Annotated in this window: 11 protein-coding genes and 1 pseudogene; 11 read left to right on the top strand and 1 reads right to left on the bottom strand. The window is 55.3% G+C overall.

Annotated features, from left to right (window positions below):
- The first annotated feature begins 58 nt into the window (after positions 1–58).
- The 7 genes from PMI01S_RS02765 to PMI01S_RS02735 all read left to right on the top strand — a co-directional run bounded on the left by PMI01S_RS02765 (position 59) and on the right by PMI01S_RS02735 (position 8380).
- Positions 59–775: a hypothetical protein gene (locus PMI01S_RS02765; RefSeq protein ID WP_084317923.1), complete on the top strand. Its 717-nt coding sequence runs from the start codon at positions 59–61 to the stop codon at positions 773–775.
- Positions 772–1383, top strand: coding sequence for a cytochrome c oxidase subunit 3 family protein (locus PMI01S_RS02760; RefSeq protein ID WP_084317922.1), 612 nt, complete (start codon positions 772–774; stop codon positions 1381–1383). The genes PMI01S_RS02765 and PMI01S_RS02760 overlap by 4 nt, the downstream gene beginning before the upstream one ends.
- Position 1384: 1 nt before the next feature.
- Positions 1385–1651 carry a cytochrome C oxidase subunit IV family protein gene (locus tag PMI01S_RS02755; protein WP_084317921.1) on the top strand — a complete coding sequence of 89 codons (267 nt, stop codon included), beginning with the start codon at positions 1385–1387 and terminating at the stop codon, positions 1649–1651.
- 28 nt (positions 1652–1679) lie between these two features.
- Complete coding sequence (locus PMI01S_RS02750; RefSeq protein ID WP_084317920.1) at positions 1680–2642, top strand: spirocyclase AveC family protein; 963 nt, start codon at positions 1680–1682, stop codon at positions 2640–2642.
- 319 nt (positions 2643–2961) lie between these two features.
- The gene (locus tag PMI01S_RS02745) at positions 2962–4677 is read left to right on the top strand and encodes a DUF1302 domain-containing protein (RefSeq protein ID WP_084317919.1); all 1716 of its coding nucleotides are present in this window, start codon (positions 2962–2964) and stop codon (positions 4675–4677) included.
- Between the two features lie 123 nt (positions 4678–4800).
- Positions 4801–5832, top strand: a complete 1032-nt coding sequence (locus PMI01S_RS02740) for a WD40/YVTN/BNR-like repeat-containing protein (protein ID WP_084317918.1) — start codon at positions 4801–4803, stop codon at positions 5830–5832.
- 46 nt (positions 5833–5878) lie between these two features.
- Complete coding sequence (locus PMI01S_RS02735) at positions 5879–8380, top strand: efflux RND transporter permease subunit (protein WP_084317917.1); 2502 nt, start codon at positions 5879–5881, stop codon at positions 8378–8380.
- Between the two features lie 238 nt (positions 8381–8618).
- Here PMI01S_RS02735 and PMI01S_RS02730 read toward each other — a convergent pair.
- Positions 8619–10073: pseudogene (locus tag PMI01S_RS02730) on the bottom strand (tyrosine-type recombinase/integrase).
- 875 nt (positions 10074–10948) lie between these two features.
- On the opposite strand from PMI01S_RS02730, the gene zorA1 reads away from it, so the two are divergent.
- The 4 genes from zorA1 to zorD are packed head-to-tail and all read left to right on the top strand — an operon-like array spanning position 10949 to position 18783.
- On the top strand, positions 10949–13141 hold the full coding sequence (zorA1, locus tag PMI01S_RS02725; RefSeq protein WP_084317916.1) for a type I Zorya anti-phage system protein ZorA1: 2193 nt from the start codon (positions 10949–10951) through the stop codon (positions 13139–13141).
- 13 nt (positions 13142–13154) lie between these two features.
- Positions 13155–13898, top strand: a complete 744-nt coding sequence (zorB1, locus tag PMI01S_RS02720) for a type I Zorya anti-phage system protein ZorB1 (protein ID WP_084317915.1) — start codon at positions 13155–13157, stop codon at positions 13896–13898.
- Positions 13895–15532, top strand: coding sequence for a type I Zorya anti-phage system protein ZorC (gene zorC / locus PMI01S_RS02715; RefSeq protein WP_084317914.1), 1638 nt, complete (start codon positions 13895–13897; stop codon positions 15530–15532). The genes zorB1 and zorC overlap by 4 nt, the downstream gene beginning before the upstream one ends.
- The gene (gene zorD / locus PMI01S_RS02710; RefSeq protein WP_084317913.1) at positions 15532–18783 is read left to right on the top strand and encodes a type I Zorya anti-phage system protein ZorD; all 3252 of its coding nucleotides are present in this window, start codon (positions 15532–15534) and stop codon (positions 18781–18783) included. The genes zorC and zorD overlap by 1 nt, the downstream gene beginning before the upstream one ends.
- Positions 18784–18788: the final 5 nt, after the last annotated feature.

Here is an 18788-nt window from a genome sequence, read left to right as displayed (position 1 = left end):
GGCTGCAACCTGTGATGGGTTGCGGCCTTTTTGAGCACCTCAGTTCGGGAAGATACCAATGCAACGGAATATCACCGCGCAATTAATCTGCGTGCATGCCGCCCTGGCGATGGCGGTATTGATGGGCGTCGCCTTGCTGCTGGCTGGTTGGGTGCCGCCACCGTCGCCGGCGATGAGTGCGTTGGAAACGGCGCAGATGTACACCGGAGGCGGCAATAAAATCCGTTTTGCGGCGCTGCTGATGATGCTCGGCGCCACCCTGTTCTGGCCGTTCGCCGTGGCCATTTCAATCCAGATGAAACGCATTGAAGGGCCCGTGTCGCAACCGCTGGCCGGTGTGCAGATGGCTTGTGCCACCGGTACGGTGATGGCGATCATCATCCCCTCGGCGCTGTGGCTGGTGTGTGCATTTCGCCCGGAACGCTCGGCGGAGGTTGTCCAGGCGCTGAATGACCTGAGCTGGATGTTTTTTATCGGTGCGGTACCGCCGGCATTGATCCAGGTATTGGTCGTAGGCTTGTGTGCCCTGTATCGCCAAGGCGCGGAGGAGGTGTTTCCACGCTGGTATGGGTTCTTCTGTTTGTGGACCGCCACCGGGTTTGTCGGCGGCGAAACCGTTGGTTTTTTTCACACCGGCCCATTTGCCTGGAACGGCATTTTCGCGTTCTGGATGGCAGCGGTGTTTTTCTTTGGCTGGATTCTGGTGACCTGGTGGGTGGTGATGCACGCCATCCGCAGTCCGGCAGCTGAAACCTCTGGAGCCGTGAGCCTATGAATATGCACGCAACTGATGCTGAGGCCATAGCCGCACGCGGTACTGCGGCGCCCCGTGTGCCCGGTGAAAACAGCCTGTGGCTGCTGATTCTCGGCGACATGGTGATCTACGCCATCATGTTTCTGGTGTTTGCCTACAGCTATCAGCAACAGCCCGATACCTTCGCGGCCGGGCAGGCGCTGCTGAACAAAAGCTTTGGCTTTATCAACACGCTATTACTGCTGACCAGCTCCTGGTTTGTCGCCAAGGGTGTGCGCAGTATTCGCCGCCAACCCCGCCTGGATGCCTCACACTGGTTGCTGCTGGCGCTGGTGTGCGGTGGTGCGTTTGTGGTCAGCAAAGTGGTGGAGTACAGCCTGAAGATCAATGCCGGAATGGTGCTGACCAGCAATGACTTCTTTATGTATTACTACATGATCACCGCCTTTCACTTGATCCATGTGCTGATCGGCATGACCGTGTTGGTGTTCATGTGGCGCACCGCGCGACAGCCGCAAGTGTCCGCCGATGACGTGCGCTTTCTTGAAAGTGGGGCGACGTTCTGGCACCTGGTTGACCTGTTGTGGATCATGATTTTTCCGCTTATCTACCTGCTGGGGAGAACCTAGAATGCAGACGCCTGCTCGTGATTCGGTCACCTGGGTGTGGCTGTTGCTGATGCTGATTACCGCGGGTAGTTGGGCGGTGGGTTCCCATGTGTTGCTGGCGGCAAACCATCTGCTGGCAGTAGGCGCCATCTTGCTGTTCACCTGTATCAAGATGCACTTGGTCATCCGTCACTTTATGGAAGTGAACCACGCCCCTGGCTGGCTCAAGCTGTTTTGCAGCGGCTGGTTGGCGGTGCTGTTTTTTAGCCTGTTGGGGTTGTACCGCTAAGCCTGTTCACACTAATAAGGACGTCTTCATGTCAGCGTTAAGGCCCGCTGTTTCATTGGCCAGCCCGGTTCTGCTGTGGGCGGTTTTTGGTGCGCTGTTCAGTTGTTTTTCCATCACTGTGTTCGGTGCCTGGCTGTTTTCGGCCGAGGCTTTTGTCGCCGTGCCCATCTCAGTTACGGACACGATGCCCGGCCACACGCTGCTGCTGTTACGTGGCCTGGAAGGGCTTAGCATGATGGTGGCAGCGCTGGGTTTGTATGCTTACTTGATCAAGCCCTGGCTGCGCACCGGCCATGTGCCACTGGCCGGGTTGTTACTGGTGGGCGCGCTGATCACCTATGTGCTCGACACCACGGTGAACTTCAGTGACTACCACATGGCCTGGAACAAACATTCATTCAATCGCGGTACCTGGGCGAGTTTCTTTCCGGGGCATACCGGCCCGACTCAATACGCTGAAGCGTGGTTGTGGGGGCCGCCGATGTATATGTATTTCGGCGTGGTGTTGGCTGCGATTCAGCTCAAGGTGTTTGACTGGGTCAGACCACGGTTGGGATTGTTCGCCGGGCTGCTGTTGGCGTTTGTGGCGGCCTTTGCATTCGATTTTATCGCCGAGTCGGCCATCATCCGATACTCGCATGCCTATGCCTGGCCTTACACCGTTGGTGCGTGGTCTGTCTGGGCAGGCACGCAGTTTCAGTTTCCTCTGTATGAGTCGCTGCTGGTGGCAGTCTACGCCTCGTTGTACAGCGTGCTATTGCACTCGGAGCGAGGGCAGAAAATGGCCTGGATTGAACGGGGCAGCGAGGTGTTTTCCGGGCCCTGGAAGGGGGTTGTTCGTCTGTTCGCCGCCACCGGTTTTGCGGCCTTGTGCACAGCGATTTACTTCGGCGGTTTTTACCTGTTTTCGCAGTTCGCCGACAGCCAGGTGACGATGCCTGCGTACCTGCAATTCGTTGACCCGGCATGGTCTGAAACGCCCGTACGGTGAGGCTTTGTTGTTTTTGTCGAACCCCTGCCAAACATCCGGGGACTCGGGTATTGGCAGGGGTTTCTGTTATCTGCGAGTGGTTTTTCTGTGGTCATGACGGCCGCAGAACTCGCATTGGGTTCGATGGTGATATGCACCGATTATCCCCACTTCAGGGATTCGTCGTTTCCGACGACGGGAAGCCGCTTTTGACAGCGTAACGTTGGCTGGAAATCTGATGTCTTATGGGCGGTTCCGGCAGCCTGGGCTCCAGGCCAGGATTCTCCCGTTGCGATGTCGATCTGTGCGAGTGCGCTAATAATAAAAAGGATCCGTACACATGAAGATGACAAGCCGATACCGGGTGGCAAGCAGCGGCTTGCTGGCTGCACCAGTGATAATGCTCTGCGCAATGGAGCCAGCAACTGCGGTTAGTTTCGACCTCAGCAACCCCGATATGTCATTGCGTTGGGACAATACCGTGCGCTACAACCTCGGCTTTCGCGCCGAGGATTGCGACAAGAATATTTGTGGTAATAATGCCGGCAAGGGCGATGTCACTGCCTACCAGTCAGACCGCAAGTTCGCCCACGCCGGTGATGTGGTCACCAACCGCATCGACATCCTCACCGAGATGGATTTCGTTTATAAAGGCCGCCATGGTGCGCGTCTCAGCGCCAACGGTTGGTATGACGCCGCCTACAGCGGTGACCTCAAAGGCGATCGTGCCCTCGATGCTTCCGGTGTGGGCCAAGGTGCTGGTCGAAGCGGTGGCGGCTACAGCAACTATACCGACCGCTGGAACAACGGGCCGTCCGGCGAGATTGCTGACGCCTTCGTGTTTACCGGTTTCGACATTGGCGATATGCCGGTGGACTTCAAAGCCGGTCAACACAATATCTACTGGGGGGAGTCGCTGTTCTCGGCGGTCAACGGGGTTTCCTATAACCAGGGGCCCATCGATATTCGTAAAGCGACGGCGACGCCGGGGACCGAAGCGAAGGAACTGTTCAAGCCACTGAGTCAAGTTTCCATGAATGCCCAGGTAACGAGTGATCTGGCTGTGGCGGCTCAGTACATGCTGGATTGGAAGCCTTCGGTTCTGCCAGATGGAGGCACCTATTTCGGCGCAGCAGACGGCGTTAGCCTGGGTAGTGGCGGCACCGTATTCGGTGCTCCATTCAACTCCGATAGTGAGCCGGACAAGAAACGGGGTGACTGGGGAGTGTCGGCACGTTGGTCGCCAGCCTGGCTGGACGGCACCATGGGTTTCTACTATCGCGAATACACCAACAAATTCCCGCAGCTGGTGCTGAACGATATCGCGATCATTCCGGGGGCGGGTGTTGTGCCTGCCGGTTTTGGTCTCGAGTATTCGGCAGACAAACGCGAGAAAATGTATGGCTTCAGCCTGTCTCAGCAACTGTTCGGTGTGGCGGTGGGTACAGACCTGACCTATCGGCCTGACGCCGTGCTGTCTGCTACCCCGTTCTCCACTTACGTGCCAATTGGCACCGATCCCGATGACTGGGTGCCACGTGGCAATCTCTGGTCGGGGGTGGTCAACGCCATTGCCTACTTCAGCAAATCACCGCTGTGGGATTCGGCGGTGCTGACCACCGAACTCAATTACTCCTACCTGGATAAAGTCACCGAAAACGAACAGAACTTTAACGGCAAGGGTTACAACTGCGCTGACGACAGCCGTGCAACCAAAATCGCTTGCCAGACCCGTGGTGCATTAGGTGGTTCGATTCTGTTCGCGCCCACTTGGTACCAGGTAATGCCAGGTGTCGAGCTGTCCATGCCGATGTTCCTCGACGTTGGGCTGCACGGTAACTCACCCGTCATGTTCGGTGCCAACGAAGGGCAGGGTACCTGGAGTGTCGGCCTGGCTGCAGACATCTTTTCTCAGTACAACGTGGCCGTGAAGTACAACGGCTTTATCGCGAGACATTCGGATGATGAGCTGGGTGCCGGCGGCAGCAGCAACGCATCGCTGGGCAAGTACTGGGACCGCGATTGGGTGTCACTAACCTTTAAAACATCGTTCTGATGAAAGCCTGGCCATGGCCTTCCAAAGCCATGGCCAGTACGAATGTGAATGCTGAGGTAGCCCGTGAAACAGATCGTCCGATTTTTTCCAAATGCGCTAAAACGAACCTACTGCGGACTCTGTGTGGCGCTGCTCAGTGCCAGCCCTGCAAGCATGCTCCTGGCCCATGCATTTGAGGCTCCACTAAATGTAGCGGCCGAACACAGCCCACGCATGCTCACCAGCCCGATGCTGGCGGTCGCCAGCACCGGTTCCCGGCTAGTGGCAGTGGGCTTGCGCGGCAGCATTATTGTCTCTAACGACCAAGGCAAAACCTGGGTCCAGGCACAGGTGCCGGTAAGTATCGATCTGGTCGCGGTGACCTTCGCCTCGGCGCAATCGTGGTGGGCCGTTGGCCACGGGGGCATTGTGCTGCACAGCAGTGACGGTGGCATGACGTGGGAGAAACAACTGGATGGTTTGCAGGCGTCTAAATTGGCCATCGATTTCTACACCCGCAACCCCGAGCAGATCGCCGATGCTGATGCTTTCCTGACAAATGAAAACAAACTCGCTGTGGAAGAGGAAACCCAACCCTTTCTCGATGTGTATTTCGCCGATGAACAACACGGCTACGTGGTCGGCACCTTTAACCGGATTTTTTCCACTCGCGATGGTGGCAAAACCTGGGCACCGCTGATGCACCGCAGCGGCAACCCACAGGAATGGCATTTCTATTCCGTGTCGGGCAACAACGGGCAGGTTTATCTCACGGGTGAACAGGGCCGGGTATGGCGCCTGGATCAAACCAGCCAGGAGTTTGTGGCTATTAACACCCCCTACAACGGCACCTTGTTTGGCATCACCGCACAAACCAACGGCCAGTTGTATGCCTATGGCATGCGCGGCAGCTTTTTCCACAGCAGCGACCAAGGGCAAAACTGGCAACGTAGCACGCTGCCCTTTACCAGTAATGTCATGCGCGTAATCGCCTCAGGCAACAAACGCCTGCTGGTTGTCGCTCAAAGCGGCGAAATTGTGCAAAGCCAGGATGATGGGCAGACCTTCAGTCCCGTGCCATTGGCCAACTCCATGCCGTATTTCGGTGCGGCCTTGCTGGATACCGGCCACCTGGCATTGGCAGGTGCTTCAGGGGTTCGCATCGAAGCCCTTTAAGTGTTTGAGTCTGGATGCGGAAACTAAAAATAATGAGAGCAGAGTGATGAATGTCGATAGCAAGCATGAAGTCAAAGGCCTGATGAACGTCATTCGTGACCCCGCACTATTCAACAAGCTGTCCGGCAATTTTTTCGAGCGTTTGATCTTCAACAATCGCTTGATGATTATTGCCATGTGCCTGATCGTCACCCTGTTTTCACTGTTTCAGATGCGCAACCTGACGGTGACCACCAGCTTCGACAAGATGCTGCCCCACAGCCACCCTTACATTAAGGCTTTCCTGGAAAACCGCGAGCAACTGCGCGGCTTGGGGGACTCGGTGCGTTTTGTGGTGGAGAACCGAAAGGGTGATATTTTTCAGCCCGACTACCTCAAGCAGCTCTCGGTCATCAACGACGAGATTTTCCGCATCAATGGCGTGGACCGTTCATGGATGAAGTCGATCTGGACGCCCGTGGTGCGCTGGACAGAAGTGACCGAAGAGGGCTTTGTCGGCGGCCCGGTGATGCCCAGCGACTTCGATGGTTCACCCGCATCCATCGATAAGTTGCGCCTGAACATTGCCCGTGCCGGCGTAGTTGGCAGCCTGGTGTCCAACGACATGCGTTCGAGCATGATCGAGATTCCGCTGATTCTGCACGGTGGCGATGGCAAGGCCTTGAACTACGAGGAACTGTCCACGGCACTGGAGCAGGTGCGTAGCAAATACGAGAACGAAAACATCGGCATTTACATCACCGGCTTTGCGAAGATTTCCGGTGACATGATCGATGGCCTGTTTAAGGTGATGTTGTTTTTCATCGTCGCTGCCGTGGTGGCGGCGCTGATCATTTACCTTTACTCACGCTGTGTACGCAGCACCTGTCTGGTGCTTGTCTGTTCCCTGGCAGCAGTGATTTGGCAGCAAGGTCTGGTGATCGCCATGGGCGGTGTGCTGGATGCGTTCACCATCCTGATTCCCTTCCTCATCTTTGCCATCGGCGTGTCCCATGGCTGCCAAAAGATGAATGGGATTTCCCAGGATATCGCCCGTGGCACTCACCCCTGGGTGGCCGCGCGCTACACCTTCCGCCGCCTGTTTATGCCTGGTCTGATCGCCTTGATCGCCGACGGAGTGGGTTTTGCCGTTCTGGTGTTGGTGGACATTCCGATCATCCGCGAACTGGCCCTTTCCGCCAGCCTCGGTTTCGCCATGCTGGTGGTCACCAACTTGATCTTGCTGCCGGTGTTATTGTCCTTTACCGGCATCAGCCAGGAGTCGGCGCGCCGGCACCTGATCGAACAAAACCATGCCATCGAAAAACTCGGCATCGGCCGCCTGTGGGGTGCCCTCGACCGCTTCACCGAGAAACGCTGGGCCATTAGCGCGGTTGTCGTGGCCATCGTTCTCACGGGTCTGGCCCTCCATGAGCGCGAGAAACTGCAAGTGGGCGACCTGCACGCCGGCAGCCCGGAACTGCGCCCAGACTCACGCTACAACCAGGACAACGCCTTCATCACCTCCAAGTTCGGCGTTTCCAGCGATGTATTTGCGGTGATGATCAAGACTGCTCCCGATCAATGTGGCGCCTACCAGACGCTGGTGGAAGCCGATCGTCTGGCCTGGGAACTGTCCCAAGTCGAAGGCGTGCAGCGCACCACCTCCCTGGCCGATACCGTGCGCGCATACACCGCTGGTGGTTTCGAGGGCAGCCCCAAATGGCTGACAATCAGCGACAACAAGGGCGTGGTTTGGCCTCAAGTCAACAATGCGCTGGCGTGGAATTCGGAGCTGCTCAATAGCGAGTGCTCCCTGATTCCCGTACTGGCCTATCTCTCTGATCACAAGGCCGCCACCCTGCAGCGTGTCGTCGCAGTGGCCAGCGCGTTTGCCGAGAAAAATAGCACCCCGGATCGGCAAATCATTCTTGCCGCCGGCAGCGCCGGTATCGAAGCCGCCACCAATATCGTGGTGAAAAGCGTGCAGATGGAGATGTTGTTGGCGGTATACGCCGCCGTAGCGCTGCTTTGTCTGATCACTTTCCGTAGCTGGCGCGCAACGGTGGTAGCGATTCTACCGCTGGTGCTCACCTCACTGCTGGCCGAAGCGCTCATGGTACAGCTGAATATGGGGCTGAAAGTCGCCACCTTGCCCGTGGTGGCACTTGGGGTTGGGGTGGGGGTGGATTACGCTCTGTATCTCCTCAGCGTACAGTTGGAAGGCCAACGCATGGGCATGACCCTTCAACACGCCTACCGCCGCGCCATTCAATTCACCGGCAAGATGGTCGCTCTGGTGGGGGTAACGCTGGCTGTGGGGGTAGTGACCTGGATGTGGTCGCCGATCAAATTCCAGGCGGATATGGGCATCCTGCTGGCCTTTATGTTCATCTGGAACATGCTGGCGGCGTTGGTGCTGATTCCTGCTTTGTCCTACTTCCTGTTGAACAGCGAAGGTGCAAAAGCGCGTAAAAGTGCGGAGGTAGTGGGCATCAGCAAATGTGCGAAAAAAGGCGATGATACGAGAGCATCGTGTACTGGGATTGCAGCGCAGGGAGGGGAGTGAACGATATATCACCGGCCGTTGAAGTCGGACACTGCATCACTCAACGCATTGACGTAAGTGAATTCGTTGGTGTCACTGCGCTAGTCTGAGGCGACGTTGAGTTTCTGTAGTACGGGCTCATTCAAGACGTCGTCTTTCATCTTCAGCCCATTCACGATCTCTTGCTCATCGCGAATTTAAGGTCCCAACATGGGTTGTCGCGGATCTTAAGTTCCGGAGAATTCTGGGTGCAACAACCCTATGAGGGTGTCCGCGTCTCTGGCGCCACGTACCCTGGAAAAGATAGCATCGACTCGTTCGGCGTGTGCTCGTAGGTCGAGGACAGCACGGCACTGAGTCGCTCGCCCAACAGGTTCCAGGCACACTTCTTCTCTTCGGCATAGTCGTGATGCCGGTAATGGCGCCTGACCCGGGAGCCGGCCAGTACATGGTTTTGGCAGCGGTCGATGACGTCCAGGCTGACCCCCAACGCCGGCATCATGGTCGCGCCCGTGCGGCGCAGGTCATACGGCGTCCAGTCGCCGCTTTGGCCGTTGGCCAGGACCAGCGTATCGTCATGTCGCCGTCTGGAGAGAGCCTTGCTGTTTTTGAAGCGGGCCTGGCGATCGCCGACCTGTTTACTCACCACCTTTACGTCCACATGCCCATCATCCTGCTTGTTGGGAAAAAACCACTGGGAGTCTCCGGTCAGGGTCTTGAGTTCCTGGAAGAAATGCAGGGCGAAGGGCGAGAGGAAGACATGGTGGTCCTGTTTCTTGCCGCGGGTGCCGTTGACGTTTTCGCAGGGGAGGAACCAGGTTTGCTGGTCCAGATCGACATTTTTCCATTCGGCCTGGAGCAACTCGCCAATCCGGCACAGCGTGCCCAGGCTGATCCAGAGCGCGAGCTGCGTTTCCTTTTTTAGCGGTCGAATGCCGTCGTATTTTTGGCCGGCGGGGAGGGCGTTGTAATCGGCGGTCATTTGCTGGAAGCGGTTGTGCAGTTCCAACAGCTCCGCCGGTGAAAGGATGCGACTTCGTTCCGCTTCGTACTCGGCAGGGATCAAGGGGGAGATGTCGACCAGTTCCGTCGGATCACCCTCAACCAGTAACGCCCGCCAAGGTTGGCGCTTTCTCGCCCAACTGAACATCTGGGTGAGGTCGGAAAAGAAGCTGATGGCTTGCCGGTGAGCGCCGCGGTTGACCACGGTGCGGATCAGCGCCCGAGCATCGTGTTCGGAAACATTGTTCACCGCTGTCCTGCCGAGTGCTGGCAACAGGTCCTTGTTAAAACGTCGTTGCAACTCGGCATTGCCATCTTTGCGTGCGACGCCATTCAGCAGCCAGGCCTTGGCCAGATCCTGGACGGTCAGCGTTTGCACCTTCGACGTTTTTACTTGTTCGGCCTCTACGTTAGCCGCGGTATAGGCCTGTGCCTTGGCGGTTTTTTTGTGTTCGTTGGGATTGACCTGCTCATCGATAAGCGCACGGGCCTGGTTACGAGCCTTGCGGATGTCGGTCAGGGATTTGCGCGGTCAGGTGCCGCAGGCGTACTCTTTGTTCTGCTCGCCCCACCGATAGCGATAGAAAAAGCTGAGCGACACGCCGTCCTTACGCACGGAGATTCGGCCGGCGAGATTGCCATCTTCCCGGAGGATGCGGCCGGCATCTTCAGCGGTCAGCGACTCGAGTTCTTTGATGGTGATTTTGGCCATGAAATGGGCTCCCCCTACTTTTACCCCCACAAAAACGTCGGCTCTTGATGGACGTTACTGGACTCGTGTAGAGCAGAGCATCGCTGGAACTCAAGTAAATACTGGCTTAGAAAAATCCAGAGTGAAATTTTGGAAGCTTTCAAGAAGTATGAAAAAGGAGATGGGGTGCTAGGGGTCGAGTGTTCGAATCACTCCGTCCCGACCATATTTTTCAAAGGGTTGCGAGATTGTATCTCGCGACCCTTTTTTATTTCTCTTCGTTTTTACCCCTACAAAACAACTGGCTCTGGGTGGAATCCTCAGCTGATACAAACGCCAGAGTTTGTCCCGGAAGGCACAAGCAGCACGTCAATGCGTCCAGTCAGACCTTCAGGCCGAACGCACGTTTACGCAGAGCTGTCCGTTCTTGATCAGTTAATCGGTGCTCTGAAATCGCCAACAAGACCCTTGCTTGGACTGATAGGGCTAAGTGCGCAGACAGAAGTGTTCGAAAGATGTTGAATAGGGTGTAAGTTCGACTTCGGGTGGTCGCGTGATTCGCGCCTCGGGCATGAGGATCCTCAGAGTCGGATTTTCGTTTTCATGTGCTTATAGGCGACACGCTTGGTCGGCTGACGTTCGCATATGGCTTTGCCGTACGGAGGGATGAAGCGTATCGTGCTGGCAAAAGGACATGGATGGATATTTGCCTCGCAAGGATGACGTTTCTTCTCTGAGCGCCCATCTCTTCGCTGCATATTCTTAGCATTCTGCTTAAGGATCAGGCATCCAGACATCCCTGAAAAACACCGTTGGAACAAGCGTGCCGCGACGTCCCGCGTTTCTTCCTGCGTAAGCGCTCGTTAGCGCATAAAAGATAATTTGAAGGCTGAAGTGTGGACTTTTCGACATTATTAAAATTGTGGGGCGACGCCAGCACTGCTCAGCTAATGGCTCCGCGTGTAGTCATGGTGGCCGTGGCGGTTTTGTGCCTTTGGTATATCGGAAGATATTTCATCCCATCGTTCGTGTTGAGCAGAAGGCTCAAGTCGCTTACAAGTAGCATTACTACTATCAAGGCAAAGTCGCCTGATCAGCTTCAAGCAGAGCTGTCGAAAGTATTCAGTGCGACAAAACTGAAGCATCTTTGGAAAGAGTATTCAGAGACCCTTCACAATCAGTTCGAATATCACGAAGGCGAGGAGCGCCTGGTGCGCTCCCGTGCGACCACTGTCGCGGCCAATTTTTTTACCGGTCAGAGTGTTGTCGATACACCGCTGGCTACTGAATTCTTCAAGCACCTGCCGGGCATCCTGACGGGTGTCGGCATTGTCGGAACCTTCTTTGGCCTGATGCTAGGGTTGCAGCACTTTGATCCAAGCACACCGGAGCTGGTCAACTCGAGCGTCGACAAACTCCTGAAGGACGTGCTCTTTGCCTTCATCGGTTCATTCCTTTCCATCATGGCGTCGATCATCGTCACTGTCTCGGAAAAGTGGCGATTGGGGCGCTGTTACAAGCATCTGGAATCGCTGAATGAGACGATCGATAGCCTATTCGACAGTGGTGTTGGCGAGGAATATCTTGCTGCGCTCGTAAGGTCCAGTGCTGAAAACTCGGTCCAATCTCGCCAGCTGAAAGATAGTCTGGTTACAGACCTTCGGGAAATGCTGCAAAACCTGGTCGATACACAGGTCCGCGAAAGCCTCAAGTTGGCAGACACGTTATCTACGACCTATCGTGACTCCGGGCAGCTGTTGGCGGATCAGGTCAGCAGTGCCATTGAAAACAGCTTGAAGTCGCCATTGGAAGCGATTGCTGGGGCGGTACAGGCTGCGAGTGGCGATCAATCCGGACAAGTGAAAAATCTGCTACAGGATGTTCTGGTTGCTTTCATGAACAAGTTGGAAGGCACTTTCGGCCAGCAGTTCAATGGCCTGAACGAAATGATGGGCCAGTCCGTTGCTGCCATGCAGTCAATGCAGCAGGGATTCTCCAGCCTCATTCAAGACATGCGCTCGGCCAGTGAAAGCTCGAATCAGAGCAGCTCAGCAATGATTGCACAGCTGCTGACCGACATGCAGACCGGCCAAAGTGCCATGCAGGCTGGCATGAACGAAATGCTGACAAATCTGCAGTCGTCCATTGTCCGCATCGGCAGTGAGGGCGAAGACGCTGGCGCGCGCATGGCACAGCAGTTGGAAAAAATGTTCTCCGACAGCGAGGCTCGTCAGCTGGCGATGGCCGAGAGCCTTCAGTCGTTTGTCGAGTCAATCCAAAAAAACATGGGTCAAGGCCAACAAGAAACCATGGCCAAGATTGCAGCCTCTGTAGAGGTGCTCGGCGAGCAGCTTTCTACTGTTTTCAAAAAACTGGAAAGTGGGCGCGAACAAATGGATCAGTCCACTCGCGTTGCACAAGCAGAGCTTCATCAAGGCACTCGCGAGTTGGTGGGCGGGTTGGACGAGCAGGTCAAAACGCTGCTGCAGTCTGTCGCTGAGCAAAATAAAGCCTCGCAAGACAACGTCAAGGTATTAAGCGCGCAAACCGAACAGCATCTGCAAAGCATGCAACTAGGTGCAGACAAAATGAGAGCCGCAGCTGAGCGCTTTGAAAATGCCGGACTGAGTGTATCGAGGGCGAGTGAATCGACGGCTGGTTTGCTAGGCACTGTTCAAGGGGCTGGGACCGAGCTTGCTCAGGCCTCTCGAGAGTTGAACAGCGTCGTCGCGGACTATCGCAACAACCGTGAAGCGTTGAGCAAAACACTAATCGTCATCGAGGGTGTGGTGGCCAGCGCGCAAGTTGAGGCCAGCGGACGTGCTCAATACCTCCAGGATCTGAAGCAACAATCGGAACGCATGCAGTCGCTCAATCGCGAGGTTCATGAGTACCTGGAAAACATCAGCGGTGTTTTGGGCGATGGTTTCAAAGAGTTTGGGGACGGAATGGACAGGGTACTCCGGCAGACGTTGGGTAGTCTGGATACGGAGCTGGATAAAGCTGTTAAAAGTCTGGCTGGCGGCGTCGACGGAGTGAAGGAAAGCATTGAAGACTTCGGCGACATCATGGAACGAATCAAGCAGTAACGGAGGCTGACATATGTTTGGTAAGCAAATGCCTTCGGTGGCTCGCGCCAAGGATGATGCGGAGAAACCGTTCTGGATCTCTTTTGCAGACTTGATGACCGCCATGATGATCCTGTTTCTCGTCGTGATGGTTGCAGCTTTGAGCTCGGTCACCCAGAGGATCAATCAGTCAGAGCAGGGCGAGAAACAGCGCCGTCGCGACATTAGCCAGCTCTGCGAGCATTTGCAGCTCAAGGCTAAGCACTCGAATGCAACCATCGTCGTCGATTGCAAAGACAATCGCATCAGCTTCGGTGAGGCGGGACGTTTTGGGCATAACCAGTACTCATTGAGCGACGAGGGTCAAAGCGCCCTTCAGGGCGTAGTGCCACTCATTCTTGATGCTGCCGATAGCGAAGAGGGACGTAAGTGGTTCAAACAGGTCGTTATCGAGGGGTTTACCGATACCGTCGGCTCGTATTTGTACAACCTGCACCTGTCCTTACAACGGTCCGAGTGGGTGATGTGTAGCCTGCTTGATAGTCGCAGCCCTCTGCAAATCGACCTTTCAGCTGAAAGACAACAGCAGATCAGATCGATGTTCCTGGCGGGTGGTGTTTCTTTCAACAACGCAAAGGACACCAACGAGGCAAGCCGCCGAGTTGAACTGAGAATGCAGTTCTACGGCTTGAAGGAGAAGGAGGAAAACCTCAAACCAGAAGTTCCGGTATTCGCCAGCACAGTGTCCGAGAAATGCCAGTTGGCGATGACGCGATGACTAGTGCATTAGCCAAGCTGTCGTCAGCTATAGCGCTCGGGCTCGCTGCCCGTAGAAGTGCGATCAGTTCTGAACCGTTGGCTCGCTTTCCTAGAATGGAAGCTGCCAGTGCTGATTTATATGACCGGTTTGAGCGGGCAGAGAAAGCGTTGCCACCGCCTCAGGAAAAACGTAGAGCCGCCATCAATAAGTTCAGGAATGTCCTGCCTCTGACGTCTTCCGAGTGGCGCATGGTCTTCGCCGGTCTCGCAGATAAAAGCGAGCGTGTAGGACCCATTCTTGAGGACGAGCAACTTTATGGCCGAATCCATATCGAGGTCAGTCAGCGGATCGAAAAACGGCGCCTGAGCCGCCGCGATTGGCTGGCGCTTTGTTTCAGCTACTTCGGTTACGAGTCCGATAAGCCCGACACGAATCCCGTCTGGTGCTTGTTGCAAGGCGACATCCGCAAGGGTTTCGCTTGTGTAAAGGCTCAACAAACTCGTGAAAAAGAATGGATGCGCATCGTCCAGCATCATAAGGAGCTGTTTTCCGAGCGGGCGGGAGAGACGCTTGGCGAGCAGATGTTCAATGGCGAAATCAGTGATCTCTCAGTGCTGCAAACGATCGCGCAGATCCCTAACAACAGTTGGTTATGGCACCGGATATTTAGCGTATTGCTGTCTCGAATCTTCAATTTGGACGACGAAGAGTTCTCGAAACGATTCCCCGACTTCATTGAGATCGGACGTCAGCATCCGACATACATGAATGCGCTCCTCAGCGCTTGCCTGACGCGTTATCACGCAGCGACGTATCGGGAAAAACCGTCGTCCCTTCTCAAACAGACTGCTTTGGATAACTGGGGCAGCCCACAGATTCGTTCCAAACAAAACAGCTGGCTTCAGTACGTGGAGAAAGACGTTTGTGCGATGGTGGTCGCGTGGTTTGCGAAAGAAGACCTTGAGCACTTCTTCAATCTGTTGAAAGGTGATGCCGACGTTGACCATTCGCGTCTTTACTACTGGCTTCGTTTTGCAAATCAGATGAGCTACACCCGCATTGTCATGGGATTAGACGCTTGGGGTGATCGAAGTAAAGACTTCGTCCATTTTCGTGAAAAAAATAAGGGGCGTTTCAGTCGCTTGGGAGGCGCTCCTAGCCACAACAATGCCGTGGTCATGCAGATAGGGAATTATTTTTTTGTAGAGTTTTCCGGCACAGGTAACGCCTGCTATGTGTATGAGGCAATTAAATCACCGTTCAATCCGGACAAATCTCAATTAGAACTTGGGGAGCTTAAACAACCGCCCAGGGCTTTGGCGCGCATGCGCCACTCACCGGCTCCCAGCAGTCCAACTCGAATCGAGGGTTGGTTGAGCAAATTTGATGATGAACTTCAGCGACTAGGGATCTCGATTCAAACGCAGTCTGGGTTTGGGCCGTACTCATCCTCAAAGCAACAGTTGACGAGCTTGGACGAACAAGTCCGAGATGCCGTGAAAACGGTTAGATACAAAATCCACGACTCCCGCGGCAAGGGTGGTGCCTTCCAAGTCCACTTGGACAGCCATGACCCCCCCGCTATAGCCGCCCTTCAACGCCTAGGCTTCAAGCCCGTCAACAATCAGCCACTGAGATTCTGGAGGCAGTAATGCTCAAGCGTTTTCTATCTGGAAAAGGCCTGCTGCCGAAGTCCGGTGAGCTCAATAATTTGCCGACGTACTCGATAGAGGAGCAGGGATTGTGTTTCCCGCTGAGCCTTGCCGAGAGTACTGAGTTTTGGCCACTGGCAAGTTACCTCGATCAGCTCGAAGAGGAAGAGTTCGTATCCCAACTCAGTGATCGATGGCTACTGCCGTGGGACGAGCTTTATCGACTATTGAATGACGAAGGACACGTCAGCAGCGTACCATTGCTCGGATTGCCAAAGCAGTCGAACTTTACCCCGCAGCTCACTAGCCAAGGCAGTCTTGCTTCGAACGATTTCAAGGTATCGATAGGTGCTTGGCGCGATAACGAATCCGCCGCTACAGTGCAAACCAAACGCACGGGCGCAGTCCTCACGCATGGCGATAAAATCGAGCTGCTGCCTGAGGCAACTTATCAATTGGTGAGTGCTGTTCGGCAGCTCCATTTATCGCAACAAGAAAGCCCTGGCGAACTTACCAACCAGATTGGTTGGGCCAGCGTCCGCAAGCTGGCCCGCAAGGCTGGCGCAGGTATGGATGGTTTTCTCGAAAAAACCGTTGTGGTCAGGCCCGATAATCTTCGTCTCAATCCACGTAAATCGAGCGTAGGCAATACGCCAGTCATCGAGCTGGAACCTACTTTCGACGGGCAGCCGGAAAATTGGCTGGAAAGTTTCGATGCCCACAAACAAGTGCAAGATCGTTACCGAGTCACCGGGGCTGACGGATCATTGACCCATGTGCTGATCGAGCCGGAAGTTAAATCGGTGCTCGATTATGTGCGTTCACTGCACGGACGCCGGGTGGCGGGCGACCATGCGCTTTCATTTATCCGGAACCCCTATAGTGCCTTGGGTGATAGTGCCAGTCAGGTGCTAGACGCTGATACCTATGAAAGCGACCTGGCGAACGCTGGTATCTTCTTTCACCGTTTTCATCTTGAACCCGAGCTCAACGACGATACCGGTCTGCGCATTCAGCGCATTAACCTGACCCTTGAGCCCATTTCACCAACGCCGCAAGCATCGATAGAGCTGCCGTTCAACGAAGCCCATGAGTTTGCTCCCTTCGTGCATGAGCTTCAGTTGAAGCTGGCTGCAGGCATGCCGGCGGGCTTCTGGCAGGGTTACGAGCTTGAATTAAGCGACTTCGATTTACGCCAATTGGCAGGCATCAGTGAGTTGCTTAGACGCTGGCAGAACGAAGCGGCTGGCGCGGAGTTCGACGCAGTGTTGGATTTGTCGCTGTATGGCGATCGTGTCACTGGCATCGGCGAAGCAGAGCGCATCACGTCACCTTTTCTGGTCAAGGAGGCGACAGAAAACTGGTTGCCTAAAGACCTCGCGGATTTAGGCATCGACGCCGAAATCCTCGGGCGCTGGGATCCGTCGGATCGGGCTCAGTTTGATGAGTTCGAGCAACGGCTGGACGAGGCTCGCGCGGCAGGTGATGAGACGGTGCTGATGCCACTCTCCGACACGCCGCTTTCCATCTCGGCGGCAGAGCAGCTATTTGATGCCTGGTCCAAAAAGATATCCATACCCGAGACCCGGATTTCGAGTCTTGACGAAAAAGTAGGCCGTGCGGTACTCCAAATAGGTCATAACATCGACGAGCCAACGTACGTTCAAGTACGTCAGCAAGCCCTACGAGCAGCACTCGATGCTCGGCCTGAGCTGCCGAGCCTGCTAAGACCCGACGTCATCTTGAGAGAACATCAGTTACAGGGCGTTGCATGGCTTCAACATCTCTTCCGGCTTTCGCCAACAGACGTCTCAGGTTGCTTGCTCGCCGATGACATGGGCCTGGGCAAAACCATACAACTGCTGACGTTTCTGGTCTGGTATCTGGAGCAATATCCTCAAGACAAGCCGACCTTGATCGTTGCGCCGGTTTCATTGCTCGATAACTGGGAGCGAGAGCTGCACCGGTTCTTCTTTGCTGACGCACTCCCAGTCCTGAAGCTCTACGGCTCGACTTTGAGCGCGGTGAAGTTCAAGAAAGACGAGATTCCCGCCGACTTGAAGGCGAAGGGTATCAAGAACCTGCTTCGCCCGGGCTGGGTTGGCGGTGCACGTATCGTACTGACCACCTATGAAACGCTTCGTGACCAAGAGTTTTCCCTAGCTCGCCAGCAATGGTCGATCGTCGTGTGCGACGAAGCTCAGAAACTGAAGAACCCTGCCGCTCTGGTGACTCAGGCAATCAAGGCTGTTCCGGCTCGATTCCGGGTCGCTTGCACCGGGACGCCAGTGGAAAACTCCCTGATTGATCTTTGGTGCCTGTTCGACTTCATCCAGCCAGGCTTCCTTGGCGGGTTGAACCAGTTTGGTCGGGAGTACCAGCGACCCATCGAAGCTGCACTTGAGCGAGACACCGTTGCCTTGGAACGCTTGCGTGAGCTGATTGAGCCGCAAACCCTGCGCCGCACCAAACAAGACATCGCCAAAGACCTGCCCGCGAAAATCGAAGACAAGGGTTGCCGTTCACTGTCGATGCACACCCTACAGCGAAATCTTTACCTCTCGGAAATTTCTGCCTATAGCCAGAAGCAACAGATCGAAGAACAGCTTGATCAGAAAACCTCCGGAATGCTCGGCCTGCTGCACAAGCTCAAACTCATCTGTGCTCACCCCTATAGTGTTCAGCCGGACAAACGCCTGCGTGACAACTCGCCGAAACTGCGCTGGCTGATCGATACCCTGGAGTCCATCAAAAAGGCCGGGAAGGGTGACAAAGTCATTCTCTTTACCGAACTGCGTGATATCCAGCGTGAACTTCAACACGCTATTCAGGAGCATTTCGGATTCCGCGCCACCGTGATCAACGGCGACACAAGCACCAGCAGCCAGAGCGCGAACAGCCGACAAAAACTGATCGACCAGTTCCAGGCTCAGGCGGGGTTCTCTGTGATCATCCTCTCGACTATTGCCGTTGGCTTTGGTGTCAACGTTCAGGCTGCCAACCACGTCATCCACTTCACCCGATGCTGGAACCCGGCCAAAGAAGATCAAGCCACCGACCGTGCGTATCGGATCGGGCAGGAGAAGGATGTTTACGTGTATTACCCAACAGTGCGCGATGCAGCGATGCCGACGTTTGAAGCGACGCTGGATGAGCTGTTGAGCAAGAGACGGGCGTTGGCGAGGGATATGTTGAGCGGCTCCGGGGATATTCAAGCCAGTGACTTTGAACGAGTGCTCGGGGTCAGTTGAGGCAA

This window comes from Pseudomonas migulae NBRC 103157, assembly GCF_002091715.1.
Taxonomy (GTDB): Bacteria; Pseudomonadota; Gammaproteobacteria; order Pseudomonadales; family Pseudomonadaceae; genus Aquipseudomonas; species Aquipseudomonas migulae_A.
Note: the sequence above shows the minus strand (reverse complement) of the source record. Positions and strands in the feature narration are given on the sequence as shown.

Coding starts and splice junctions, on each gene's coding strand:
- PMI01S_RS02765 (WP_084317923.1), top strand. CDS start 59: ATGCAACGGAATATCACCGCGCAATTAATCTGCGTGCATGCCGCCCTG.
- PMI01S_RS02760 (WP_084317922.1), top strand. CDS start 772: ATGAATATGCACGCAACTGATGCTGAGGCCATAGCCGCACGCGGTACT.
- PMI01S_RS02755 (WP_084317921.1), top strand. CDS start 1,385: ATGCAGACGCCTGCTCGTGATTCGGTCACCTGGGTGTGGCTGTTGCTG.
- PMI01S_RS02750 (WP_084317920.1), top strand. CDS start 1,680: ATGTCAGCGTTAAGGCCCGCTGTTTCATTGGCCAGCCCGGTTCTGCTG.
- PMI01S_RS02745 (WP_084317919.1), top strand. CDS start 2,962: ATGAAGATGACAAGCCGATACCGGGTGGCAAGCAGCGGCTTGCTGGCT.
- PMI01S_RS02735 (WP_084317917.1), top strand. CDS start 5,879: ATGAATGTCGATAGCAAGCATGAAGTCAAAGGCCTGATGAACGTCATT.
- zorB1 (WP_084317915.1), top strand. CDS start 13,155: ATGTTTGGTAAGCAAATGCCTTCGGTGGCTCGCGCCAAGGATGATGCG.
- zorC (WP_084317914.1), top strand. CDS start 13,895: ATGACTAGTGCATTAGCCAAGCTGTCGTCAGCTATAGCGCTCGGGCTC.
- zorD (WP_084317913.1), top strand. CDS start 15,532: ATGCTCAAGCGTTTTCTATCTGGAAAAGGCCTGCTGCCGAAGTCCGGT.